We start from the raw sequence: 24,575 nt of genomic DNA on the forward strand, positions 1-24,575 counted from the left end.
CGACGTGTGCGCCGCCCCTCCCCGCATCTCCCGCATCGCCCTCCCCTGCCTTACTTCTCTGCCTCTTCTGGCATGTCTTCAGGAACGCCCATGTCCTCGCGCCCTCGCGCCGCGTGGCCCCTGGTCGCCGTGTTCACCGCCGGTTACCTCGCCGCCTATCTGCTCCCCACCATCGTCGGCCGGCTCTCCACCTATCTGGGCCTCAGCGCTGCCCAGGCCGGTCTGGTCGGCAGCGCTCTCCTGCTCAGTTCGGCCACCGCAGGGTTCACTCTGGCGGGCCGGGTCGAGCGGTACGGGTCACGGAGACCGGCGCGGGTCGGGCTGCTGCTGGCCGTGGTGGGCTACGGCTGCTCCGCACTGGCCGGTTCCGTGCCGCTGGTGGTCATGGGCGCGGTGATCGGCGGCCTCGGTTCGGGGACGGCGACGGCGGTGGCCGCGTCCGGCATCGCCGCGCAGCGCGACCCGCACCGGACCTCGTCCCTGGGGCTGCTCAGCGTCTCCGCGACCGCGGGCGCCCTCTATCTGACGATCCCGCACCTGGGAGGCGGCCACCGGCTGCCGTTCGCCTCGATCGCCCTGGTCGCCCTGGTCGTCTGGCCGGCCACCGCCCGGCTCGGCGGCCCGGCGGCCGCCGGCGCCACGGCGCCCACGGCCGGCCGGCTGCCGCACCGCCGCTCCGGCCTGGTGCTGGCGGGCGGCATGCTCGTCTGGTCGATGGCGCAGAACGCGCTGTGGGGCGTGAGCAGCCGGATCGGCGTGGTCCAGGCCGGGCTCTCCGAGGTCACCGTCGGCGCGGTGTTCGCCGCCGCGCTCGGCGCCGGCCTGCTCGGTGTGATGGGGGCCGGCGTGCTCGGCGCGCGGCTCGGCCGGGCCGTCCCGATCGGCCTCGGCACGATGGTCATCGCGGCCAGCATCGTGATGAGTTCGTCGGCCCGGGGCCTCGGCTCGTTCGCCACCGGCGAGATCAGCTGGAACACCGTCTATCCGGTGGTCCTGTCGTATCTGATCGGTCTGGCCGCCTCCCTGGACGTGCGGGGGCGCTGGGCGGTCCTCGCCGGTTCCGCGTCGTCCGTCGGCGTGGCCTGCGGCCCGGTCCTGGGCAGTGTGCTGTCCGAGACGGCGGGTTATCCGTCGATGGGGCTGATCCTGGGCGCCGCAACCCTGCTGGTCGCGGCCCCGGTCACGGCCGTCGCGCTGCACACCGGTGGCCGCCCGCTGGTGCCGGGCTCGGTCCGCCGCCGGGGCGGCGCCCCCGCGGCGGTGCTGGCGGCGACCACCGGCACGCTGTCCGGTGCGGTACCCAGGATGGGCTCGCCCGAACAGGCCGTCACGGAGATCAGCATGCCGGCGCTGCGCCGCGGGCGGCTGGGCCGGAGCGCGTTCCGCGCAGCCGGTCCCGCGGGCGCGGCCGGTCAGTCGAACTCGTACGCCTCGACCTCCGACAGGTAGCGCGACCTGCGCTCCTCGTCGTGGTCGAGGAAGGCCGCCTCGAAGGAGTTGCGGGCCAGCGTGCGCAGTTGCTCGCGCTCCAGCCCCAGGGCCTCGTGGACGGCGTGGAAGGTGTCTCCGACGTATCCGCCGAAGTACGCGGGGTCGTCGGAGTTCACCGTGCAGAGCAGCCCGGCGTCCAGCATGGCCCGCAGCGGGTGTTCCTCCACGGTGTCGATGGCCCGCAGCCGCACGTTGGACAGCGGGCAGAGGGTGAGCGGCACCCGGCCTGCGACGAGCCGCTTCACCAGGTCGGGGTCCTCCATGCAGCGCAGCCCGTGATCGATGCGCTCGACCCCGAGGACGTCGAGCGCCTCCCGGATGTACTCCGGCGGCCCCTCCTCGCCCGCGTGCGCGACCTTGCGCAGCCCGAGTGCCCCGGCCGCCTCGTACACCTCACGGAACTTCGCGGGCGGATGCCCGACCTCCGCCGAGTCGAGGCCGACGGCGCTGATCCGGTGCAGATACGGCTTCGCGGCGTCGAGGGTCTCCAGGGCCGAGGCGGCGGACAGGTCGCGCAGGAAGCACATGATCAGCTGGGTGGAGATGCCGTGCTTCTCCTCGCTGCGGTCGAGCGCCCGGCCGAGTCCTTCGACGACGGTCCCGATCGGGACGCCTCGGGCGGTGTGCGCCTGCGGGTCGAAGAAGATCTCCGCGTGGCGGACGCCCTGGGCGGCGGCTCGGCCGAGGTAGGCGTCGGCGAGTTCCTCGAAGTCCCGCTCGGTGCGCAGGACGGCCATCAGCGCGTAGTACAGGTCGAGGAAGGACTGCAGATCGTCGAAGAGATAGGCGGTGCGGAGCTCTTCGGTGTTCGCGTACGGCAGTTCCACGCCGTTGCGTTCGGCGAGGGCGAAGGCCAGCTCGGGTTCGAGGGTTCCTTCGATGTGGAGGTGGAGTTCGGCCTTGGGGAGGTGCACGGTTTCTCTCGCTTACGCATTCGCTGTCACTGCTGTTGGTGTCTGGTCGGCACGGGCACGCCGATGAGGTCCTTGGCGATGGTCAGTTCGCCCTCGAACCCGGCTGCCCGGGCCTGGGCGGCGAAGACGTCCGGATCCGCGTACCGCTGCGAGAAGTGCGTCAGTACGAGATGCCGTACGCCGGCCTCCCGTGCCACCCCGGCCGCCTGTCCGGCGGTGAGGTGACCGTGGTCGGTGGCGAGCCGCTGGTCCTCGTCGAGGAAAGTCGACTCGATGACCAGCATGTCGCATCCCTCGGCGAGCGCGTACACGCCGTCGCAGAGCCTCGTGTCCATGATGAATGCGAAGCGCTGTCCGCGCCTGCGCTCGGAGACCTCGCCGAGCGTGACCCCGCCCAGCGAGCCCTGGCGCTGGAGCCTGCCGATGTCGGGGCCCGAGATGCCGTGCTCGGCGAGTCTCGCGGGCAGCAGGCGCCGGCGGTCGGGCTCGACGAGCCGGTAGCCGTACGACTCGACGGGGTGCGAGAGCCGGTGGCTGTGCAGGGTGTACGCGGGCGTCTCGGCGATGATCCCGTCGGCCGCGACCGGGGCCTCGGTCAGCTCGACGGACTCGCGGTAGGCGGTCGCGTACCGCAGTCGCTCGAAGAAGTGCTGCCCGCTCGCCGGATAGTGCGCGGTGACGGGGTGCGGCACCTGGTCGAGGTTGATCCGCTGGATCACCCCCGCCAGACCGAGCGAGTGGTCGCCGTGGAAATGCGTGACGCAGATCCGGTTGATGTCGTGCGCGGCGACACCGGCCCGCAGCATCTGGCGCTGCGTGCCCTCGCCGGGGTCGAAGAGGATGCCCTCGCCGTCCCAGCGCAGCAGATAGCCGTTGTGGTTACGGTGCCGGGTGGGCACCTGGCTGGCGGTGCCGAGGACGACGAGTTCGCGTACGGACATGGTTGCGGCGGCCTGCTGTTCGAGGTTCCGGGATGGTTCGGGCTGCCCGGGGGCCGGGCCCGCCGGGGTCCTACGGGGCTATCCGGGGGGCCACTGCATCCCGCGGCCGCCGAGGACGTGGGCGTGCGCGTGGAAGACGGTCTGGCCGGCACCGCTGCCGGTGTTGAAGACGACCCGGTACCCGGTGTCGGCGATCTTCTCGTCGGCCGCGACGGCCGCGGTCTCCCGCAGTATGTCGGCGACGATCTGCGGTTCGGCGACCGCGAGGGTGGCCGCGTCGGGGTGGTGGACGCGGGGGATGACGAGCACGTGGGTGGGGGCCTGGGGGTTGATGTCGCGGAAGGCGACGGTCGTCTCGGTCTCGCGGACGATGGTTGCCGGGATCTCTCCCGAGACGATCTTGCAGAACAGGCAGTCGGACTGCGGTTCTCCCGCCATGGGCCTGGCTCCTCGGTCGCGTGGACGATCAGTACATGGGCATGCTATCGGGCGAGGTCGGGCGAGGTCGGGGTACGCCCGCGGCGGGAATCCCGCCCGAGCCGTGGCGACCGACGACAGCGCCGCGAGCGGGCGCCGGGGCACGCGGGACCGGCCTGCCGGAACGGGATGCCTCCGTCTTCACCTGACGGCGTATCACACCGGTCCGGACAGGGCGTCACCCGGACCCCCGGTCCCCGGACCTGCCGCGGGAGGGGGCTCGGCCCTGCCGGTGCGACACCGCGCCCCTCCCCCGCTCCCCGTCGCTACTCCGGCACCGCCGGCGCCACCTTGGCCGGCGTCCGCGCCAGCCCTTCCAGCCCGATCCGGATCGCCTCGTCCAGCTGCGGGTCCCGACCCGCCGCATGGTCCTGGGGCGCCATCACGACCTCCACGTCCGGATCCACACCGTGGTTCTCCACGCCCCAGCCGTATCCCTCCAGCCAGAACGCGTACTTGGGCTGGGTGACCAGCGTGCCGTCGACCAGCCGGTACCGGCTGTCGATGCCCACCACACCGCCCCACGTCCGTGTACCGACCACCGGCCCGATCCCCAGCGCCTTGATCGCGGCGTTCACGATGTCCCCGTCCGAGCCGGAGAACTCGTTCGCCACGGCCACCACCGGTCCGCGCGGCGCGTCCCCGGGGTAGCTGTACGGCCGCATGCCCCGCGGGCGGACCCAGCCGACGATCCGGCGGGCCAGCTTCTCCACCACCAGCTGCGACGTGTGGCCGCCGCGGTTCTCCCGCAGGTCCACCACCAGACCCTCGCCGGCCATCTCCATGCGCAGGTCGCGGTGGAGCTGCGCCCATCCGGAGCCGACCATGTCGGGGACGTGGAGGTAGCCGAGGCGCCCGCCGGACCGCTCGTGCACGTACGCCCGCCGGTCCGCCACCCACGCGTGGTAGCGCAGCGCCTCCTCGTCGGCGGTCGGCACGACGACGACATGGCGCGGGTCGCCCCCGTCCACCGGCGAGACGGTCAGTTCCACGGGCTTGCCCGCCGAACCGGTGAGCAGCGGTCCGGGCCCGGTCAGCGGGTCGACCTCCTGGCCGTCGACGGCCAGGAGCACGTCCCCGGCGCGTACCGCGACCCCGGGCGCGGCGAGCGGCGAGCCGGCCGCCGGGTCGGACGTCTCGGACGGCAGGATCCGGTCGATGCGCCAACGGCCGTCGTCCGCACGGGAGATGTCCGCGCCGAGCAGCCCCTGCCGGCTCGCGTCGTCGCTCCGGCCACCGGGCGGGGTCACATACGCGTGCGAGGTACCGAGCTCGCCCTGCACCTCCCACAGCAGGTCGACGAGGTCGTCGTGGGTGGCGACGCGCGCCAGCACCGGCCGGTAGCGGTCCAGGACCCCGTCCCAGTCGGCGCCGCCCATGTCGGACCGCCAGTAGTTGTCGCGCATGATGCGGCCGGTCTCGTCGTACATCTGGCGCCATTCGGCGGCCGGATCGAGGGTCCGGCGGATCCGGGAGAGGTCCACGGTGATGTGGTGCTCGCCGCCGTCCCGGTCGTCGTCGGAACCCGCCGGGACGCGACTGTCGGCGGGTACCACGCGCAGCTTGCCGCGGGTGTGCAGCACCAGCCGCCTGCCGTCGCCGCTGACGGCGAACCGGCTGACGTCGGAGGCGAGTTCGTCGCTCTGCAGCTTCTCCAGGTCGTACCGTTCCAGCACGGTCTCCGGCCGCCGGGCGTCCGGCGTCGCCCCCGCCGTACCGAGCACTCCGGTCACCGGGTGCCGCAGCCACAGCAGCCCGTCCTTCGCCGCGCGCAGCGAGGAGTAGCGGGCCGCCTCGACGGGCAGCGGCACGATCCGGTCGGCGAGCCCTTCGAGGTCGATCCGGGTGACGGGCAGCGCCGTGGGGTTGTCGTCGTCGCCGTCGCCGGCGCTCTTCTCCTTGTCGGCCGGGCGACCGTGCCGCTGCGGCCCGAACGGGGACGGTGTGGTGGCGGCCAGCGTCAGCAGATGCGGGCGACAGGCGCCGACGAAGGCCATGTCGAAGACGTGCGCGTCGTAGATCGGGTCGAAGGCCCGCTCGGAGAGGAAGGCGAGGTGCTTGCCGTCGACGGTGAACGCGGGCGAGTAGTCGCGGAAGCGCAGCGGGGTGGCCTCGGCGACCGAGAGATCGGCGAGGTGGGCGATCTTCAGCTGGCTGAGCGGTTCGGGACCGGGGTGCGACCAGGCGAGCCATGCCGAGTCGGGGGAGAAGACGAGCCCGGAGGCGTCGCCGTCCTCGCTGCGGTCGACCTCGTGGACCTCACCGCTCCCCCGCTCGACGATCATGATCCGGCCGTCGTGCGAGGCCACCGCGAACCGGCTGCCGTCGGGGGCCGCCGCGAGGTCGAGCACCCTGCCGAGCCGGCCCGCGGCGAGCCGGCGGGGACCGGCTCCGGACGCGGTACCGGTGGCGGGCGCGCACTCCAGGGCGTCCTCGCCCTCGGCGTCGGTGACCCATACGACGTGCTGATCACCCTCGGCCTGGAAGGTGCGGGGGAGCCTGGCCCGTACTCCGGGTTCGACGGCCAGCGCGCGGGCCGGGCCCCCGCGGTGGGTGACCCAGTGGACGGCGCCGCGCGTCCCGACGGCGCTGCCACGGCCGGTGCGGTCCGGGGATGCCGCGTCGAGGTGGCTCCCGGCGTGGACGGGATACGGCTGGAGGTCGGCGCGCTGGCCGCCGAGCCGGATGTCGAGGCGGCGGGGCTCCGCGTCGTCGAGGTCGTCGAGCAGCCAGAGTTCACCGGCCGAGTCGTAGCCGACCCGGGTGCCGTCGGTGGTGGCGTGCCGGGCGTAGAAGCCGTCGGTCGCGGTGTGCCGCCGCAGGTCGGAGCCGTCGGCGAGAGAGGAGTAGAGCGCACCGACGCCTTCGTGGTCGGAGAGGAACGCGATGCGGTCGCCCACCCACATCGGGCATTCGAGGTTGCCCCGGAGGTCCTCGTGGATCCGCACGAAATCGGCCGCGTCCTCACCGTCGGCGGGCCCCGAGATCCACAACTTGCCCGCTGTGCCGCCCCGGTAGCGTTTCCAGGCCGAGGCCTCGCGGCCCATGGTGGTCGAGAGCAGCAGGACCCGCCCGCCGGGCCCGTACGCGAGCGAGCCGACCGGCCCGTACGGCAGGGTCCGCGCCGGGCCGCCGTCGACCGGGACCGCGCGGGCCCAGCTGCGGCGGAGCGACGCCTGACCCTGGGTGCTGATGACCAGCACGTCGCCTTCGGGGGTCCAGCCGCGTACGGAGGTCCGCGCGTCGCCCCAGTAGGTCAGGCGTTTCGAGGGGCCGCCGTCGACCGGCGCGAGATGCACCTCGGGAGCGCCGTCCCGGGTGGACGTCCACGCCACGTGGGCGCCGTCGGGTGAGATCCGTGGCTGGCTGACGGGCCGGTTGTCGGCGCTGACCCGCCATGCGCGGCCACCGCCGAGCGGCGCCAGCCAGACATCGTCCTCGGCGGTGAAGGCGATCAACTCGCCCTGGACATGGGGAAACCGGAGATAGGCAGGCTGTGTCACACCGATCACCCTAGGCCGCGGCCGGGTTCCGGGGAACGGAGTTGGCCGGAGTCCGCCGGACCGTTGTGTGCCGGGGCCACTCACTTGCCCGGGTACTGGGTCACCGTGACGGTCACGGTGACGGCCGGCCTGGCGGCGCCGCCGTTGCCGCCACCATGGCCGGCGCCCGACGACGGGATCACGACGGCGGGCGGCGGAGCTGCGTCGCAGTCGCCCAGCACGTCGGCCCGCAGGACTGCCCTGCCATCGGCCTCCGCGGTCAGGTCGCCCCGTACACAACGCCCGTTGACCACCTGGGTGACCCCGCCGGTGACCGTGATGACCTTGCCGTCGGCGGTTCTGCCCCGGCAGTCCACCTGAGCCACCCGGTGGACGGACGCGGAGGGTGAGGGCGAGGACGCCGCGGTGCGGCCTCCCTCCACCTCGGCCGCGCAGCTCAGCCACCGCACATCGATCCCCTTGCGCTCCAGCGCCCCGGTACCGGTCCGGTCGGTGGTCAGCGCGACGCTCGCGGAGTTCAGCCCGGTCACCGGTGCACAGGCGACGGCCCCGGCCGCGGTCGCGGCGACGAGACACAATACGGCTGGAATACGGCGGGTCCGGCTGCGGCCCGATGGACCCGATGCCCTCAATGTCCCCATACGGGAAGCGTCCCATCACTCACCCGTCACGCGGTAGACCGCCTTGGGGTCATTCACCCGGACCGGGACGGGTCGGGGAGCGGGGCCCGGCGCCGCGCGGCGCCCTGCCGCGTAGGTGCGCCGGTGCCGCGCGGTGTCGTCCGGCGGGGTGCGGGCGCTACGCCCAGCGTCCGGTGCGCCCCAGCAGCAGAGCGGTCGCCGCCGTGCCCGCGGTCGAGGTGCGCAGGACGCTCCGGCCGAGCCTGCAGGTCCGTGCGCCGGCCTCGGCGAAGGCGGCCAGCTCGTCCGACGAGACCCCGCCCTCGGGGCCCACGACGAGCACGATCTCGCCGCTGACGGGAAGTCCGACGGTGGCCAGCGGCTCGCTGTCGTATCCCCGGTCCTCGTGCAGGACCGCGGCGAAGTCCGCGGTGGCCACGAGCGCGGCGACCTGCTTGGTCGTCATCGCGTCCGTCACCTCAGGGAATCGCACCCGGCGCGACTGCTTGCCCGCCTCGCGGGCCGTGTTCCGCCACTTCGCCAGGGACTTGAGACCGCGGTCGCCCTTCCACTGGGTGATGCAGCGCGCGGCCTGCCACGGCACGATCGCGTCGACACCCGTCTCCGTCATCGTCTCGACCGCGAGCTCGCCCCGGTCGCCCTTGGGGAGCGCCTGGACCACGGTGATGCGGGGCGCCGGCCGCGGTTCCTCGCGGACGGCGCCGAGGCCGGTCAGCAGAAGCCGGTCCTTGCCCTCGGCGGCCCCCACGACCCCTTCCGTCCACCGGCCGTGCCCGTCCGTCAGGACGACGTCCTCACCGGCCTGCAGTCGCCTGACCGAGACGGCGTGCCGCCCCTCGGGGCCGTCCAGGACGAACTCGGGCCCGTCGGGGACCTGTTCGACGACGAAGACCGGTGCGGTCACTGCGTGCTCCTCGTGCTCAGCGCCGCGCGCGCGGCATCCAGTTCCTCGGCGAGCAGCTCGACCAGCCGGCCGGCCGGCAGCTCGCGTGCCATGCGGTGTCCCTGGCCCGCCCACAGGGCCATCCCCTGCGCGTCCCCGGCCTTGGCCGCGGCCTTGCGGAGTGGGCTGGTGACATGGTGCACCTGCGGATAGGCGGCGGGGGCGTACGGACCGTGCTCACGCACGAAACGGTTGACCAGGCCGCGGGCGGGACGCCCGGAGAACGCCCGGGTCAGCGCCGTCCGTACGAACAGCGGGTTGGTCAGCGCCTGTTTGTGCAGCAGATGCGCGCCGGACTCGGGGCAGATCAGGAACGCCGTGCCGAGCTGCGCCGCCTCCGCGCCCGCCGCGAGGACCGCCGCGATCTGCGAGCCGCGCATGATGCCGCCCGACGCGATGAGGGGCAGCTGAACGGCCTCACGGACCTGGGCCAGCAGGGCCAGCAGACCGATGCCGCTGCCGGCGCCGTCGGTCTGCGGGTCGTCCCGGTGCGTGGACTGATGGCCGCCCGCCTCCACGCCCTGGACGCAGATCGCGTCGGCCCCGGCCCACTGGGCGGCCTGCGCCTCCTCGGGCGAGGTGACCGTCACGACGGTGTACGTGCCCACCGCGGCGAGTGCGTCGAGCGCGTCGCGGGTGGGGCACCCGAAGGTGAAGGAGACGACCGGGACCGGGTCCTCAAGGAGGATGGCGAGCTTGGCGTCGTAGCCGTCGTCGCCGCAGGACTCCGGGTCGCCGAGCGGGGTCTCGTACCAGACGGCCTCACCGGCGAGCTGATGCCGGTACACCTCCACGGCGCCCTGGTCCGCGACGTCCGGCTGCGGCATGAAGAGGTTGACGCCGAACGGCTGACCGGTCAGCCTGCGCAGCTGTTTGATCTCGTTGTACATGCCGTCCGCCGTCTTGTACCCGGCGGCGAGGAAACCGAGCCCGCCGGCTTCGGCGACGGCCGAGACGAGCTGCGGGCAGGACGCACCGCCCGCCATCGGGGCCTGCACGATCGGATACCGGCAGAGATCGGTCAACACGGGTGGCATGACCGCATCGTGTCACGTCTCGTGCACCCTGCCGAATCAGCCAGGGGAGGTCCGAACGGGTGTACCTCGGTACGCCGACCGCCCGCCGGTCGGAGACCGGCGGGCGGTGCGGTGGCCTGTGCGGGAACGGGGTCGACGGCCCTCAGCGGCCGTTGAACGCGTCCTTGAGCCGGGAGAAGAGCCCCTGCTGCCCTGGCTGGAACTGGCCGGTGGGCCGTTCCTCGCCGCGCAGCTTCGCCAGCTCCCGCAGCAGTCGCTCCTGCTCCGGGTCCAGCTTCGACGGGGTCATGACCTCGACGTGCACGATCAGGTCGCCGCGCCCACCGCCCCGCAGATGCGTGATGCCGCGGCCGTGCAGCGGGACCGACTGCCCGGACTGGGTACCCGGCCGGATGTCGACCTCCTCCAGGCCGTCGAGCGTCTCCAGCGGCACCTTGGTGCCGAGCGCGCCCGCCGTCATGGGGATGGTGACCGTGCAGTGCAGGTCGTCGCCGCGGCGCTGGAACACCGTGTGCGGCAGCTCGTGGATCTCGACGTACAGGTCGCCGGCCGGGCCGCCGCCGGGGCCGACCTCGCCCTCGCCCGCGAGCTGGATGCGGGTGCCGTTGTCGACACCGGCGGGGATCTTCACGGTGAGCGTGCGCCGCGAACGGATGCGGCCGTCGCCGGCGCACTCCGGGCACGGGGTCGGCACGACCGTGCCGAAGCCCTGGCACTGCGGGCAGGGCCGCGAGGTCATGACCTGGCCGAGGAACGACCGGGTGACCTGGGAGACCTCACCGCGGCCGCGACACATGTCACAGGTCTGGGCGGAGGTACCGGGTGCGGCGCCCTCACCGCTACAGGTGGTACAGACGACGGCCGTGTCGACCTGGATGTCCTTGGTGGTACCGAACGCCGCCTCGGCGAGATCGATCTCCAGCCGGATCATCGCGTCCTGGCCGCGCCGGGTGCGCGAACGGGGTCCGCGCTGCGACGCCGTACCGAAGAAGGCGTCCATGATGTCGGAGAAGTTGCCGAAGCCGCCCTGTCCGAATCCGCCCGCGCCACCGCCGCCGGAGGCGGACAGCGGGTCGCCACCGAGGTCGTAGACCTGCTTCTTCTGCGGGTCCGACAGCACCTCGTAGGCGGCGTTGATCTCCTTGAACCGCTCCTGGGTCTTCGGATCCGGATTGACATCCGGGTGCAGCTCGCGTGCGAGCCTCCGGAAGGCCTTCTTGATCTCGTCCTGAGCTGCGTCGCGGCGCACGCCGAGTACGGCGTAGTAGTCCGTGGCCACTTACGACTCCGCCAGGATCTGTCCGACGTAACGTGCCACTGCGCGTACCGCTCCCATCGTTCCGGGGTAGTCCATGCGGGTCGGTCCGACCACGCCGAGTTTGGCGACTGCCTCGTCGCCCGAACCGTAGCCGACCGCGACGACGGACGTGGAGTTGAGCCCCTCGTGGGCGTTCTCGTGCCCGATACGTACGGTCATGCCCGAGTCCTTGGCCTCGCCGAGCAGCTTCAGCAGCACGACCTGCTCCTCCAACGCCTCCAGCACCGGCCGGATCATCAGGGGGAAGTCGTGCCCGAAGCGGGTGAGATTGGAGGTGCCGCCGATGATCAGCCGCTCCTCCGTCTCCTCGACGAGGGTTTCGAGCAGGGTGGAGAGCACGGTGGACACGGTTCCCCGGTCCTCGCTCTCGAAGGATTCCGGCAGGTCCTGCACCAGCTGCGGGACGTCCGGGAATCGACGCCCGACGATCCGGCTGTTGAGCCGGGCCCGCAGATCGGCGAGTGAGGTCTCCCCGAACGGCGCGGGGCAGTCGATCATGCGCTGTTCGACCCGGCCGGTGTCCGTGATGAGCACGAGCATCAACCGGGCGGGCGCCAGCGACAGCAGTTCCACGTGCCGCACCGTCGACCGGGTCAGCGAGGGGTACTGCACGACCGCGACCTGCCGGGTCAGCTGCGCGAGCAGCCGTACGGTGCGGCCCACGACGTCGTCGAGGTCGACCGCGCCGTCGAGGAAGTTCTGGATGGCCCTGCGCTCCGGCGACGACAGGGGCTTGACCCCCGCGAGCTTGTCGACGAAGAGCCGGTAGCCCTTGTCCGTCGGGATGCGTCCCGCGCTGGTGTGCGGCTGGGCGATGAAGCCCTCGTCCTCCAGCACGGCCATGTCGTTGCGGACCGTGGCCGGGGAAACCCCCAGCTTGTGCCGCTCGGTGAGCGCCTTGGAGCCGACGGGCTCCTCGGTGCCGACATAGTCCTGGACGATGGCGCGCAGCACTTCGAGTCTGCGTTCGCTGAGCATGGCGCACACCTCCAGCTGTGTTTCCTCGGTGGTTCCGGTCGATCTCCGGTGATTCCTGGCACTCGATGCGTACGAGTGCCAACGACCCCCCGCCAGTGTACGGCGGCCGGGTGGGGACCGAGCAAGGGCGACCGGCCACGCTACCGCGAGACTGCGCAGGTCGTTGCCGATAGCGTCTCCGTATGGACGCCTCTTGGGAAGAGTTCGGCTGGGAGCGACTCGGCAACGGTGTGGGCCGCCGACGGCTCCCGGGTTGGGATGCGACGGTCGCACTGGTGGTGGGAGCGGACGGCGCCCTGCTCTTCGACACCGGGGCGACCCTGCGCGAGGGCGTGGAGGTGCGCACCCAGGTACAGGCGCTGATCGGCCGGAGGGTGACGCATATCGCACTCAGCCATCCCCATTTCGACCATGTTCTCGGCACCGCGGCGTTCGCCGGGGCTGAGGTGTACGGCGCGATCGGCATGGCCGGGCTCCTCGCCGACGGGGCGGACGAACTGCATGCCGACGCGGTACGTCACGGAGTGCCCGAGGAGGAAGCCGCGCAGGCGGCGGACGTGCTGGTGGCGCCGCATCACGAGGTGTGCGGGGAGTGGACGCTCGACCTGGGCGGCGGCCGCCGGGTGCTGCTGGCGAACGTGGGACCGGCCCACAGCGGACACGACCTCGCGGTCCTCGTACCCGGCTCCCCCGCGGTGGTCCTCTGCGGCGATCTGGTCGAGGAGTCGGGCGAACCGCAGGCGGGCCCGGACGCCGTCCCGTCCCACTGGCCCGCGGCACTGGACCGGCTGCTGGCGCTGGGCGGCGAGGAGGCGATGTACGTACCGGGGCACGGGGCGGTCGTGGACGCGGCGTTCGTACGGACGCAGCGCGAACAGCTGTCCTCCGCCTTCGGCGTGTCGTGACCGGCCCACGTCCTATCGTCGTCCGATGCGCAGCTATCACCCGGACCTGACCCCGCCGTGGAAGAAGTCCGCCCCCGTCCCCGAGGTACCCGCCGAGACCGATCTGGTCGTGGAGGAGGCCGCCACCGGATTCTGCGGTGCGGTGATCCGCTGCGAGAGGACGGCTCAGGGGCCGACGGTGACCCTGGAGGACCGTTTCGGCAAGCACCGGGTGTTCCCGATGGAACCCCGTGGCTTCCTGCTGGAGGGCCGGGTGGTCACCCTGGTACGCCCGTCGGCGGCCGGCCCGTCCCGCCCCGCCCTTACGGCTTCCGGCTCGGTGGCGGTCCCCGGGGCGCGGGCCCGGGTGGCGCGGGCCGGCCGGATCTACGTCGAGGGCCGGCACGACGCGGAGCTGGTGGAACGGGTCTGGGGCGACGACCTGCGCATCGAGGGCGTCGTCGTCGAGTACCTGGAGGGCGTCGACGACCTCCCGGCCATCGTCCGCGAATTCTCCCCCGGCCCGGACGCGCGGCTGGGCGTCCTGGTCGACCATCTGGTCCCCGGCTCCAAGGAGTCGCGCATCGCGGCCGCGGTCACGGACGCGGACGTGCTGGTGGTGGGCCACCCGTACATCGACGTGTGGGAGGCGGTGAAACCCTCGTCGGTCGGCATCGGCGCCTGGCCGGTGGTCCCCCGCGGCCAGGACTGGAAGACGGGCGTGTGCCGGTCGCTGGGCTGGCCGGAGAACACCGGGGCGGCGTGGCAGCGCATCCTGTCCACGGTCCGCTCCTACAAGGACCTGGAGCCGGCGCTGCTGGGCCGGGTGGAAGAGCTGATCGACTTCGTGACTCAGCCGGCCTGAGCGGCACGCAGCCGCTGCCTGTGCCCCTTCCGGTCAGGGCTTCCTACGTAGTTGTTGGCCATGCGCTCGCCGGTGAACCACAGCTCGGGTGCCCAGCGCCGGCAGCCTGCCGCTACGGCGTACCGCCCGGAGACGGGAGACACGGAGATGCGGTAGCGCAACCGTGGCAGGCCCGGCTGCTGGGGTTCGGCGTCACGGACGAACTGCCACAGCACCGGGGCGTCCCGGTCCACCTCGCCCTTCGGGCAGAGTTCGAGGGTGTGGTCGTGCGCGGAGTGGTGGATGCCCACGGCGGCGAGCTGCGACCACGGCACCGTCGCCCCCCTCCCCTTCTGAGTCCAGTGGACTCCGGTGGCGTCCATGGTGATGCGCTGATTCCACTTCGTCCTCATGCTCCGCACACCGATCGCATCCAGCCAGCCGACATACAGCACGATCACCGCCGCGATCACATACCGGACGACGGCGACCACTCCGTGCCCGTGCCCTGGAACAAGTCCCCACACGGCGAGTGCGCCGAGGATGGTCAGGATCGGCAGGACGAGGAATCCGCGCCGGGCGAGGGGCCTGCCTTCGTGGACGACGACCGTGTCGCCGATCTCGGGCGGCTGGAGAGCGGCCTCCTGCGCGGCAGCCGTCCGCTCCCGGTGACCCACGCGGTCCGGTGCGCCCAGATACGAATCGGGTTGCTCCTGGCGCCCGAACCACAGCTCCGGCGCCCACTGGCGCAGCGCCTTCCCGTACGCCCCGGGGAAGTTCTCCACGTCGATGCGGTACCGCAGCCGGGGCAGGTCCGGGTGGAGCGGGGCGGCGTCGCGGACGTAGCTCCACAGCAGCGGGTCGTCGCGGTCGATCTCGCCCTTGGGGCACAGCTCGACAGTGTGTACCACGGTCTTGCCGGGCCGTGCCCAGTAGATCCCGACGCCGGCCAGTGAGTCCCAGCGGATGAGCGTGGCCTGCTTGCCCTCGATCCACCAGAAGCCGACGGCGTCGAACGCGGTCACCGCGCGGCGCTTGCGCCAACGGGAGACGAGGATGCGTCCGCACACGAAGCTGGCCAGCAGGAAGAGGCCCACGGGGAGCCACTGCCAACCACTGCCGGAGGGCCGCGAGGTGAGCACCACGTAGAAGAGGAACGGGCCCGACGGCACCACAAACAGAGCGGGCAGTGCCCACAACAGCCGCCGCAACCCGTAGCGCAGCACGGTGGCATCCGCGGCCGGCTGTATGTCAACGATCATGACGCGGAACTGTAATTCTTCCGCGGTCAGTCCACCAGGTCCCTGACCACCGCGTCCGCAAGCAGCCGGCCCCGCAGAGTCAGCACGGCCCGTCCCTCCGCGTACGGCGCCGCCTCCAGCAGCCCGTCGGCCACCGCGCGCCCCGCCGCGGCCAGCCCGGCCGGAGCCAGCAGCGACAGCGGGCAGCCGTCGACCAGCCGCAGTTCCAGCAGGATCCGCTCGACCCGGCGGTCCTCCTCCGACAGGATCTCCCGCCCCGCCCCGGGGGACCGGCCCTCCGCGAGTGCCTGCGCGTACGCGCCGGGATGCTTCACGTTCCACCACCGCACCCCGCCCACGTGGCTGTGCGCGCCGGGTCCGGCGCCCCACCAGTCGGCGCCGCGCCAGTACAGCTCGTTGTGCAGGCACCGGCCTTCCGGCGTCCTGGCCCAGTTGGACACCTCGTACCAGGAGAAACCTGCCGCCGCCATCGCCTCGTCGGCGATCAGGTAGCGGTCGGCGTGGACGTCGTCGTCGGTCATCGGTACCTCGCCGCGCCGGATGCGGCGGGCCAGCTGCGTGCCCTCCTCGACGATCAGCGCGTACGCGGAGACATGGTCGGGACCCGCGCCGATCGCCGCGTCCAGCGAGGCGCGCCAGTCGTCGTCGGACTCCCCGGGGGTGCCGTAGATCAGGTCGAGATTGACGTGCTCGAAGCCTGCCTCCCGCGCCTCGGCGACACACGCCTCGGGCCGGCCCGGCGTGTGCGTGCGGTCGAGGACCTTCAGTACGTGCTGCCGCGCGCTCTGCATGCCGAAGGAGATCCGGTTGAAGCCGCCTTCCCGCAGCTCCGCGAGGTACGCCGGTCCGACGGACTCCGGGTTCGCCTCGGTGGTGATCTCGGCGTCGTCGGCGAGCCCGAACTCGTCGCGGATCGCCGCGAGCATCCGTACGAGATCACCGGCGGCGAGCAGCGTGGGGGTGCCGCCGCCGACGAAGACCGTCCGGACCGGCCGCGGGTCGTCGCCGAGCACCTTGCGGGCCCGGCGGACCTCGCCGATCAGATGGGATGCGTAGTTGTCGCGGGAGGCCAGTGCGCCGCCGGAGCCGCGCAGCTCGGTCGCCGTGTACGTGTTGAAGTCGCAGTAACCGCAGCGCGTGGCGCAGTACGGCACATGGAGGTAGAAGCCGAGCGGCCGGTCGGCGGCGCCTTCCAGGGCATGGCGGGGCAGCGCCCCGTCGTCGGGCACGGGTTCACCATCGGGCAGTACGGAAGGCATACCGTCCATTGTCACTCGCCGCCGGCGGTACCCGGCCCACGCTCACTGTGCCTGCAGGACCACCAGTGCCAGATCGTCGTCCGGCGGCCGCTCGGCGAACTCGTGCACCGCCCGTTTGATCCGGTCCGCGATCCCCTCCGCGGTCAGCCCGGCGCACCCGGCCAGCGCCCGGGCCAGCCCGTCGCCGTCGTCGAACATCAGGGGTCCCGAGCGCCGCTCCGTGACCCCGTCCGTGACGCAGAGCAGGCTGTCCCCTGGCGCCAGGTCGAAGCTCTGGCTCTCGTACGCGACGTCCTCGACGACGCCGAGCAGTATCTGCGGTTCGGCGGCGGGGCGGACGGTGCCGTCCGGGCGCAGCAGCAGCGGCAGCGGATGGCCCGCGCTGGCCAGGGTGCAGCGCACCCCGCCTCCGGGCAGCGGCACCATCTCCCCGTACAGCAGGGAGAGGAACCGGGGCTGTCCGCCGTCGGGCAGCTGCGGGCCGTCCTCGCGCAGATGCTTGCCGCCCTCCTCCGCCAGGTGCTGTCCGCCCGCCGCGGCGACCATCAGGGCGGCGGCCTCGGCCGTCTCCATCGCGTCGTCGAGGAGCAGCCGGTTGAGCCGGTCCAGCACCTCACCGACCCGGAACCCCTCCCGGGCCAGCAGCCGCAGCCAGGGCCGGGCGAGGCCGGTGACGACGGCGGCCTCCGGGCCGCTGCCCTGCACGTCGCCCAGGATGAAGCACCAGCGGTCGCCGGGGCACGGGAAGATGTCGTAGAAGTCACCGCCGACGACGCCGTCGTCGCTGGGCTCGTACACCAGTGAGCTGGTGACGCCGGGTATGTCGGCGACCTTGCTGGGCAGCAGCCCGCGCTGCAGGATGCGGCTGATGGTGGCCTGCCGGGTGTAGGCGCGTGCGGCGCCGACGGCCAGGCCGACGCGGCGCACGAAGTCCTCGACCAGGGCGGTCACCTCGTACGGCACACGAGCGGCGCCCTCCCGGCCGAGCAGCACCGCGCCGAGCGTGCGCTCCCCCGACACGATCCGGAAGCCGAGGGCCGTGCCCTCCCCCTCGTTCCCGGGCCAGGGAATCCGTACCGCCCCGTTGCCCGCCTCGTCCGGCAGCCGCGGCGGCTCGCTCTCCAGCGCGGTACGCAGCTGTTCCGTCCCGCCGCTCTCGTCGGCGTGCCAGACCCGGACGAGCCGCGGGGCGGCAGCCCTGCCACCCCCGTCGCCCTGCAGCCAGATCGCACACCAGTCGGCGAGCCGGGGCACCAGCAGTTGTCCGGCGAGCGCGGCGACGATGTCCTCGTCGAGCTGCCCCGCGAGCAGATCGGATGCTTCGGCCAGGAACGACAGCGCCCCGCGCCCCGCCCAGTCCGCGTCGTCACGGACGGCGCGCCGGGTGCTGGGGGCGAGCAGCTCGGCGGCATGCAGTTCGGGTTCGGCGGCCGGGTCGGGCGAGTCGGTCCAGTCGTCGACGGGCAGCCTGGCCCAGACGGTCTTCAGGCCCGTGCGGTAGGTGATGCCCCAGCGTTCGGCGAGTGTGGCGACGACCCGCAGCCCCCGCCCGTACTCGGCGGGGCCGTCCCGGTCCGCCGCCGTTAACGGGCCGGGGCGCTCACCACGCACGGACCGGGCGGGGTGATGGTCGGCGACCTCCAGCACCAGGGCGGCGGCCTCGTCCTCGGTCGCCTCCTCCATCCGGAAGAGCAGCTCGACGGTGGTCCCGGCGTGCACGACGGCGTTGGTGACGAGCTCGTTGACGACGACGGTCGCGTCGTCGGCCAGCCGGTCGCTGAAACCCACGGCGGCGGGCAGCCCGAGCCCGGTCCACTCGGTGAGCGCGGCCCGCACGAACCGGCGGGCGGCGGAAGGCGCGAGGGGATTTCCGGGCAGACTCGTCCGGGCGACCGGACGGGCGTCCGCACGGCCTGAGTGGCTACCGGGACGCTGAACGGTGTCCCGCTGCAAGGGAATCGGTCCCATGGCGCAGCTCCTGACCTGTTCTCGCACGGCCTGTTTCCCGCCATGCGCCGCTGACGACACCGACAGAGTGACAGACCGACCCCGCCCATAAGCACGGAGTTACCGAAGTGGGCGGAGAAGACCCGGGAACGGCGGTCGGGAGCGGTGGTCAGGGGCGGCGGGCGGGCGGGGCGGTTCACCCCGTCCGCACCGTCCTGCCCCGCACGCGCCTGGTCAAGCCTGGCGGGCGCCGTGATCAGGCTTCGCGGGCGCCCACGTACATCTCGTCGATGAGGTTCCTGTACGCGCGCTCGACGACCGGCCGCTTCAGTTTCAGGCTCGGTGTCAGTTCGCCGTGCTCCACGTCGAGGTCGCGGGGCAGCAGCCGGAACTGCTTGATGGTCTGCCAGCGCTGCAGCCCCTCGTTGAGCCGCTTCACGTAGCCGTCGACGAGTTCCACGGTCTGCGGGGAGGCGACGACCTCGGCGTACGACGTGTCCGCCATGCCGTTCTCGGCGGCCCAGCCCAGGATGGTCGGCTCGTCGAGGGCGATCAGGGCGGTGCAGAAGTTACGGTCCGCACCGTGCACCAGGATGTTGGAGACGAACGGGCACACCGCCTTGAACTGCCCCTCGACCTCCGCCGGGGCGACGTACTTGCCGCCCGACGTCTTGATCAGGTCCTTCTTGCGGTCGGTGATCCGCAGGTAGCCGTCGACGGAGAGCTCACCGATGTCACCGGTGTGGAACCAGCCGTCGGCCTCCAGCACCTCGGCGGTCTTCTCCGGCTGCCGGTGGTAGCCCTGCATGATGCCGGGGCCGCGCAGCATGATCTCGCCGTCGTCGGCGATCCGTACCTCGGTGCCGGGGAGCGGCTTGCCGACCGTGCCCGTGCGGTAGGCCTCGCCCGGGTTGACGAAGGAGGCGGCGCTGGACTCGGTGAGCCCGTAACCCTCCAGGATGTGGATGCCGGCGCCGGCGAAGAAGTAGCCGATGTCGGGGGCGAGCGCCGCGGAGCCGGAGACGCAGGCGCGCAGCCGGCCGCCGAAGGCCTCACGGATCTTGGCGAAGACGAGCGTGTCGGCGACCTTGTGCTTGGCGCCGAGGGCGAACGGGACGGAGGCCGTGCCGGTGTGCCGGAAGTTGTCCTGGGACACCTTGGCGTACTCGCGGGCGACCCCGGCCGCCCACTGGAAGATCTTGTACTTGGCGCCGCCGCCGGCCCGCGCCTTGGACGCGACCCCGTTGTAGACCTTCTCGAAGATGCGCGGAACGGCGGCCATGTACGTCGGCTGGACCACCGGAAGGTTCTCGATGATCTTGTCGATCCGGCCGTCGACGGCGGTGACGTGCCCGACCTCGATCTGGCCCGAGATGAGGACCTTGCCGAAGACGTGCGCGAGCGGCAGCCACAGGTACTGGACGTCCTCCGTGCTGACCAGGCCGGTCGCCACGATGGCCTTCGCCATGTACGACCAGCTGTCGTGCGGCAGCCGCACGCCCTTGGGACGGCCCGTCGTGCCCGACGTGTAGATCAGGGTGGCCAGCTGATCGGCGGCGATCGCACCGACCCGCTCCTTGACCGCGGCCGGGTTCTCCACCAGCAGTTCGGCGCCACGGGCCTCCAGGTCGGCCAGCGAGAGCACCCAGCCCTCCGGGTCGCCCGCGTCGGGCTCGACACCCTGCCAGTCGATGACGACGACATGGGCGAGCTCCGGCAGGTCGGCGCGGCGTTCGCGGGCCTTGGCCAGCTGCCCGGCGTCCTCGGCGATCAGCACCCGGCTCCCGGAGTCGGCGAGGATGAAGGACGACTCCTCGGCGTTGGTCGACGGGTAGATCGTGGTGGTCGCGGCGCCCGCGCACATCACGCCGAGGTCGGCGAGGATCCACTCGACCCGGGTGGCGGCGGCGAGCGCGACGCGCTGCTCCGGCTCCACACCCAGACCGATGAGACCGGCGGCGATCGCGTACACGCGCTCCGCGGACTGCGCCCAGCTCATCGACTTCCACTCATCCGGGCCCTGGCCGTCGGCGGACGGGACCGGGAAGCGGTAGGCCTCGCCGTCCGGGGTGGCCGCAACGCGGTCGATGAAGAGGTTCGCCACGGAGGGCGGTCGGTTCTCGATGATGGTCTGTGTGTCGCTCACGACATCCTCCGGGCCTGCGGCAGTGCTTCTCGACCGGCTTGGGTGGTTACTGCGTGCTGCTGCTTGTTCTGCTTGCGTACGTCCGTCTGTGTGCTTGCCCCGCGTGCTGTCCAGCACGGTTGGTTCCGCTTGTTTAACTCGCGAGTAACTAACGATCCGTGATCAGGGTAGAGCGCCCGGGTCCGCCGCGTAAGAGGCAATCGGACGCCGCTTCATAACGAACGGGCCCCTGGGTCGCAGCATGCTGCGACCCAGGGGCCCGTTGGGCTACCGCCCAGTACAGGAGCGGGGAGGCCGGAGTCGGCCCGGGAGGGGGAATCCGACCGGACTACTTCTTGCTCTTGCTCTCCCCGCCGGACTCGTCGGTCGACAGCACGGCGATGAAGGCCTCCTGCGGCACCTCCACGTTGCCGACCATCTTCATCCGCTTCTTGCCTTCCTTCTGCTTCTCCAGCAGCTTCCGCTTACGGGAGATGTCACCGCCGTAGCACTTGGCGAGGACGTCCTTACGGATGGCGCGGACGGTCTCCCGGGCGATGACCCGTGAGCCGATGGCGGCCTGGATCGGCACCTCGAAGTTCTGCCTCGGGATGAGCTCACGCAGCTTGGCGACGAGCCGTACGCCGTATGCGTACGCCTTGTCCTTGTGCGTGACCGCGGAGAACGCGTCGACCTTGTCGCCGTGCAGCAGGATGTCGACCTTGACGAGATGGGCGGACTGCTCACCGGTGGGCTCGTAGTCGAGCGAGGCGTAGCCGCGGGTCTTGGACTTCAGCTGGTCGAAGAAGTCGAAGACGATCTCGGCGAGGGGCAGGGTGTAACGGATCTCGACCCGGTCCTCGGAGAGGTAGTCCATGCCGAGCAGGGTGCCGCGCCGGTTCTGGCAGAGCTCCATGATCGCGCCGATGAACTCGCTGGGGGCGAGGACGGTGGCCCGCACGACCGGCTCGTGCACCTTGTCGATCTTGCCCTCGGGGAACTCGCTCGGGTTGGTGACGGTGTGCTCGCTGCCGTCCTCCATCTCGACGCGGTAGACCACGTTGGGGGCGGTCGCGATGAGCTCCAGACCGAACTCGCGCTCCAGTCGCTCGCGGATCACGTCGAGGTGGAGCAGGCCGAGGAAGCCGACGCGGAAACCGAAGCCGAGGGCCGCGGAGGTCTCCGGCTCGTACACCAGGGCGGCGTCGTTGAGCTGGAGCTTGTCGAGTGCCTCGCGCAGGTCCGGGTAGTCGGAGCCGTCCAGCGGGTACAGCCCCGAGAACACCATCGGCTTCGGGTCCTTGTAGCCGCCCAGCGCCTCGGTCGCGCCCTTGTTCAGGGAGGTGATCGTGTCACCGACCTTGGACTGCCGGACGTCCTTCACACCGGTGATGATGTAGCCCACCTCGCCCACGCCGAGGCCGTCGGCCGGGGTCATCTCCGGGGAGGAGACACCGATCTCCAGCAGCTCGTGGGTGGCGCCGGTCGACATCATCTTGATGCGCTCGCGCTTGTTGAGCTGACCGTCGACGACACGGACGTACGTGACGACACCGCGGTACGAGTCGTAGACCGAGTCGAAGATCATCGCGCGGGCCGGGGCGTCGGCCTTGCCGACGGGGGCAGGAACGTCCCTGACCACCCGGTTCAGCAGCGCGTCCACACCGATGCCGGTCTTGGCGGAGACCTTGAGGACGTCCTCGGGCTGGCAGCCGATGAGGTTGGCCAGTTCCTCGGAGAACTTCTCGGGCTGGGCGGCCGGCAGGTCGATCTTGTTGAGCACCGGGACGATGGTGAGGTCGTTCTCCATCGCCAGGTAGAGGTTGGCCAGTGTCTGGGCCTCGATGCCCTGGGCGGCGTCGACCAGCAGGACCGTGCCCTCGCAGGCGGCGAGCGAACGCGAGACCTCGTACGTGAAGTCCACGTGGCCCGGCGTGTCGATCATGTTGAGGACATGGGTGCGGCCCAGGCCCTCGCCCGCGGTGGGCGCCCACGGCAGACGGACCGCCTGGGACTTGATGGTGATGCCGCGCTCGCGCTCGATGTCCATCCGGTCGAGGTACTGAGCACGCATCTGCCGCTGGTCGACCACGCCCGTCAGCTGAAGCATCCGGTCGGCAAGGGTCGACTTGCCGTGGTCGATGTGCGCGATGATGCAGAAATTGCGGATCAGCGCCGGGTCGGTACGGCTCGGCTCGGGCACGTTGGTAGGAGTCGCGGGCACGCAGGGTCCTGATTCTTGAGACGCCGAACGCCGTGTCTCGGGTCGATGTCGGGTCGGTCGGATCTATACGTAGCTTCCATCGTCCCACGCCTGCGGGGCAGGGACCGGTTTGGGCCGGTCGGAGCGCGGCTGGTACCGTTGACAGCTGTGCCTCGTGGCCTTTCGGGCGGCGGGGCGCACATCGAAGATCCAACGAACCTGAAAAGGCTCTTTCGTGGCGAACATCAAGTCCCAGATCAAGCGGAACAAGACGAACGAGAAGGCGCGCCTGCGCAACAAGGCCGTCAAGTCGTCGCTCAAGACCGCGATCCGCAAGGCCCGTGAGGCTGCCGCAGCGGGCGACGTCGAGAAGGCCACCACGGCCGCTCGCGACGCTTCGCGCGCGCTCGACAAGGCTGTCTCGAAGGGCGTCATCCACAAGAACGCCGCCGCCAACAAGAAGTCGGCGCTGGCCTCCAAGGTTGCCACCCTCCAGGGCTGAGCTTTCTGATGTAGACGCCGGAACGGATCAGCGGGCCCTCTCTCCCGCCCCTGCCCGGCACCCCGCGCCGCACACCGAACCTGCGTTCGCCACGCGGGTGCGGCGCACCAAGTGTGAACCCGAAGGCCCCGGCCACCGCTCTCCCCGGAGCGAGAGCCGGGGCCTTCGGCATACCCGCGTGTGTCCCCGGGCCGTTTCCGCGTACGGGGGGCCGGGGCGGCACCCGGCTGCTCCGGACACGTGCGTCCCGGATCGGAGAGACGTCCCTGTACCGACGCTCCCGGTCCCCGTATGGAATGCGGGACCTACCGCCGCCCGGCCCTGGCAGCCCGCGCAACAGCGACGACGGCCTTCTCGAGGGCGTACTCGGGGTCGTCCCCGCCGCCCTTGACCCCCGCGTCCGCGTCCGCGACGGCCCGCAGTGCGACCGCCACCCCGTCCGGCGTCCAGCCCCGCATCTGCTGTCGCACCCGGTCGATCTTCCATGGCGGCATGCCCAGCTCGCGCGCAAGATCCGCAGGCCGGCCTCCGCGCGCGGAGGAGAGCTTGCCGATCGCCCGGACCCCCTGCGCAAGCGCACTGGTGATCAGGACAGGTGCCACTCCGGTCGACAGCGACCAGCGCAGCGCCTCCAGCGCCTCCGCCGCCCGTCCCTCCACCGCCCGGTCGGCGACCGTGAAGCTGGACGCCTCCGCGCGGCCGGTGTAGTAGCGCCCGACCACCGCCTCGTCGATCGTGCCCTCGACGTCCGCGACGAGCTGCGAGACCGCGCTCGCCAGCTCCCGCAGGTCACTGCCGATGGAGTCGACCAGCGCCTGGCACGCCTCGGGGGTGGCCGATCTTCCCAGTGCCCGGAATTCGGAGCGTACGAACGACAGCCGCTCGGCGGCCTTGGTCGTCCTGGGGCACGCGACCTCCCGTGCACCCGCCTTGCGCGCCGCGTCCAGCAGCCCCTTGCCCTTGGCGCCGCCGGCGTGCAGCAGAACCAGGGTGATCTCCTCGGCCGGCGCGTCGAGGTACGCCTTGACGTCCTTGATCGTGTCGGCGGAGAGGTCCTGTGCGTTGCGCACGATCACCACCTTGCGCTCCGCGAAGAGCGACGGGCTCGTCAGCTCGGCGAGGGTGCCCGGCTGGAGCTGGTCGGAGGTGAGGTCGCGGACGTCCGTGTCGGCGTCGGACGCACGGGCCGCCGCCACCACCTGCTGCACCGCACGGTCGAGGAGGAGGTCCTCCTGGCCCACGGCGAGCGTGAGAGGGGCGAGCGGGTCGTCGGTGGAATTCCTTCTGGTGGCCATCGTCGTCCAGC

Annotated in this window: 19 protein-coding genes; 4 read left to right on the forward strand and 15 right to left on the reverse strand. The window is 71.8% G+C overall.

Annotated features, from left to right (window positions below; genetic code table 11):
* The first annotated feature begins 90 nt into the window (after nucleotides 1–90).
* Entirely contained in the window at nucleotides 91–1,449 is a 1,359-nt protein-coding gene (locus tag ACFVXE_RS28260; protein WP_389675309.1) for an MFS transporter, read from the forward strand.
* Here the strand turns inward: ACFVXE_RS28260 and ACFVXE_RS28265 are convergent.
* The 9 genes from ACFVXE_RS28265 to hrcA form a co-directional block, all read right to left on the reverse strand.
* Nucleotides 1,413–2,405, reverse strand: a complete 993-nt coding sequence (locus ACFVXE_RS28265) for an adenosine deaminase (protein ID WP_389675310.1) — start codon at nucleotides 2,403–2,405, stop codon at nucleotides 1,413–1,415. The genes ACFVXE_RS28260 and ACFVXE_RS28265 overlap by 37 nt on opposite strands.
* 26 nt (nucleotides 2,406–2,431) lie before the next feature.
* On the reverse strand, nucleotides 2,432–3,346 hold the full coding sequence (locus ACFVXE_RS28270; protein ID WP_389675312.1) for a ribonuclease Z: 915 nt from the start codon (nucleotides 3,344–3,346) through the stop codon (nucleotides 2,432–2,434).
* Nucleotides 3,347–3,424: 78 nt separating this feature from the next.
* A complete protein-coding gene (locus ACFVXE_RS28275) occupies nucleotides 3,425–3,784 on the reverse strand; it encodes a histidine triad nucleotide-binding protein (RefSeq protein WP_389675314.1) in 360 nt (119 codons plus the stop codon).
* 305 nt (nucleotides 3,785–4,089) lie between these two features.
* Nucleotides 4,090–7,326 carry a S41 family peptidase gene (locus ACFVXE_RS28280; protein WP_389675316.1) on the reverse strand — a complete coding sequence of 1,079 codons (3,237 nt, stop codon included), beginning with the start codon at nucleotides 7,324–7,326 and terminating at the stop codon, nucleotides 4,090–4,092.
* An 80-nt stretch (nucleotides 7,327–7,406) separates the two neighbouring features.
* Entirely contained in the window at nucleotides 7,407–7,904 is a 498-nt protein-coding gene (locus ACFVXE_RS28285; RefSeq protein WP_389675317.1) for a hypothetical protein, read from the reverse strand.
* A gap of 220 nt (nucleotides 7,905–8,124) precedes the next feature.
* Entirely contained in the window at nucleotides 8,125–8,871 is a 747-nt protein-coding gene (locus ACFVXE_RS28290) for a 16S rRNA (uracil(1498)-N(3))-methyltransferase (protein ID WP_389675318.1), read from the reverse strand.
* Entirely contained in the window at nucleotides 8,868–9,947 is a 1,080-nt protein-coding gene (locus ACFVXE_RS28295) for a nitronate monooxygenase (RefSeq protein WP_389675319.1), read from the reverse strand. Before ACFVXE_RS28295 ends, ACFVXE_RS28290 begins: the two co-directional genes overlap by 4 nt.
* Nucleotides 9,948–10,089: 142 nt before the next feature.
* A complete protein-coding gene (dnaJ, locus tag ACFVXE_RS28300; protein WP_389675320.1) occupies nucleotides 10,090–11,226 on the reverse strand; it encodes a molecular chaperone DnaJ in 1,137 nt (378 codons plus the stop codon).
* Nucleotides 11,227–12,243, reverse strand: a complete 1,017-nt coding sequence (gene hrcA, locus ACFVXE_RS28305; protein ID WP_389675322.1) for a heat-inducible transcriptional repressor HrcA — start codon at nucleotides 12,241–12,243, stop codon at nucleotides 11,227–11,229.
* A 182-nt stretch (nucleotides 12,244–12,425) separates the two neighbouring features.
* Between hrcA and ACFVXE_RS28310 the strand changes: the two genes are divergently transcribed.
* A complete protein-coding gene (locus ACFVXE_RS28310; RefSeq protein WP_389675324.1) occupies nucleotides 12,426–13,148 on the forward strand; it encodes an MBL fold metallo-hydrolase in 723 nt (240 codons plus the stop codon).
* A 25-nt stretch (nucleotides 13,149–13,173) separates the two neighbouring features.
* Nucleotides 13,174–13,992, forward strand: coding sequence for a DUF3097 domain-containing protein (locus ACFVXE_RS28315; protein WP_389675326.1), 819 nt, complete (start codon nucleotides 13,174–13,176; stop codon nucleotides 13,990–13,992).
* Here ACFVXE_RS28315 and ACFVXE_RS28320 read toward each other — a convergent pair.
* The 5 genes from ACFVXE_RS28320 to lepA all read right to left on the reverse strand — a co-directional run bounded on the left by ACFVXE_RS28320 (nucleotide 13,980) and on the right by lepA (nucleotide 22,788).
* Nucleotides 13,980–15,233, reverse strand: coding sequence for a hypothetical protein (locus ACFVXE_RS28320; protein ID WP_389675328.1), 1,254 nt, complete (start codon nucleotides 15,231–15,233; stop codon nucleotides 13,980–13,982). The two genes, ACFVXE_RS28315 and ACFVXE_RS28320, sit on opposite strands and share 13 nt — an antisense overlap.
* 26 nt (nucleotides 15,234–15,259) lie before the next feature.
* Nucleotides 15,260–16,501 carry a radical SAM family heme chaperone HemW gene (hemW, locus tag ACFVXE_RS28325; protein ID WP_389675330.1) on the reverse strand — a complete coding sequence of 414 codons (1,242 nt, stop codon included), beginning with the start codon at nucleotides 16,499–16,501 and terminating at the stop codon, nucleotides 15,260–15,262.
* 33 nt (nucleotides 16,502–16,534) lie between these two features.
* A complete protein-coding gene (locus ACFVXE_RS28330) occupies nucleotides 16,535–18,460 on the reverse strand; it encodes a SpoIIE family protein phosphatase (protein WP_389675331.1) in 1,926 nt (641 codons plus the stop codon).
* 235 nt (nucleotides 18,461–18,695) lie between these two features.
* Nucleotides 18,696–20,585 carry an AMP-dependent synthetase/ligase gene (locus ACFVXE_RS28335; RefSeq protein WP_389675333.1) on the reverse strand — a complete coding sequence of 630 codons (1,890 nt, stop codon included), beginning with the start codon at nucleotides 20,583–20,585 and terminating at the stop codon, nucleotides 18,696–18,698.
* A 328-nt stretch (nucleotides 20,586–20,913) separates the two neighbouring features.
* Nucleotides 20,914–22,788 carry a translation elongation factor 4 gene (lepA, locus tag ACFVXE_RS28340; protein ID WP_389675335.1) on the reverse strand — a complete coding sequence of 625 codons (1,875 nt, stop codon included), beginning with the start codon at nucleotides 22,786–22,788 and terminating at the stop codon, nucleotides 20,914–20,916.
* A 214-nt stretch (nucleotides 22,789–23,002) separates the two neighbouring features.
* Between lepA and rpsT the strand changes: the two genes are divergently transcribed.
* A complete protein-coding gene (rpsT, locus tag ACFVXE_RS28345; protein WP_389675337.1) occupies nucleotides 23,003–23,269 on the forward strand; it encodes a 30S ribosomal protein S20 in 267 nt (88 codons plus the stop codon).
* Nucleotides 23,270–23,574: 305 nt separating this feature from the next.
* Here rpsT and holA read toward each other — a convergent pair whose 3' ends face one another.
* Nucleotides 23,575–24,564, reverse strand: coding sequence for a DNA polymerase III subunit delta (gene holA / locus ACFVXE_RS28350; protein ID WP_389675339.1), 990 nt, complete (start codon nucleotides 24,562–24,564; stop codon nucleotides 23,575–23,577).
* Between the last annotated feature and the right edge of the window lie 11 nt (nucleotides 24,565–24,575).

Origin of the sequence: Streptomyces sp. NPDC058231 (genome assembly GCF_042882275.1) — a bacterium.
Classification (GTDB): domain Bacteria; phylum Actinomycetota; class Actinomycetes; order Streptomycetales; family Streptomycetaceae; genus Streptomyces.